Source organism: Pseudomonas sp. rhizo25 (assembly GCF_031931935.1).
In the GTDB taxonomy this organism is placed as follows: Bacteria; Pseudomonadota; Gammaproteobacteria; order Pseudomonadales; family Pseudomonadaceae; genus Aquipseudomonas; species Aquipseudomonas synxantha.
The window spans coordinates 1-402 of sequence record NZ_JAUJXA010000061.1; the positions used below are offsets into that span (position 1 = coordinate 1).

General features: G+C 54.5%; 1 protein-coding gene. It reads right to left on the bottom strand.

The window, feature by feature from the left end; genetic code table 11:
• Window positions 1-402, bottom strand: a 402-nt coding sequence (locus QZR30_RS27935; protein WP_311904788.1) for an immunoglobulin-like domain-containing protein, incomplete at both ends; no start/stop codon positions are given.

The following is a 402-nucleotide window of genomic DNA, read 5'->3' on the forward strand; positions in this document are numbered from 1 at the left end:
GGTGTCAGTCACAGTCGTGGTGACTTTATCGGTCCCTGGCACCAAGTTTTCAAAGTGTTCGCCACCGGTCACGTTTGTGATGGCGGTGGTAACAGTTTGGTCGCCCTTGTACACATCATCTGGAGCTACAACCGAGATAGAGCTGCTGGACTGGTTCACCCCGATGGTAATGGTCTGGCCATTATCCAGGGTGACGGTGAGCGGGTTGGTGATGTTGGTTACCGGCGCACCGTTTTTATCCACAAGGCTGGCGGTGTAGACGATATTGCCGCCTTCGCCGACAGTAGATGTGGCGGTGAGCACCACATCGACCTTGTCGATGGTGTCGTTGATCGTGGTGGTCGCACCATTGCCCGCAACTTCCAACTTCTCGAAGTTACCGCCAGTAGTCTCGGTAATCTT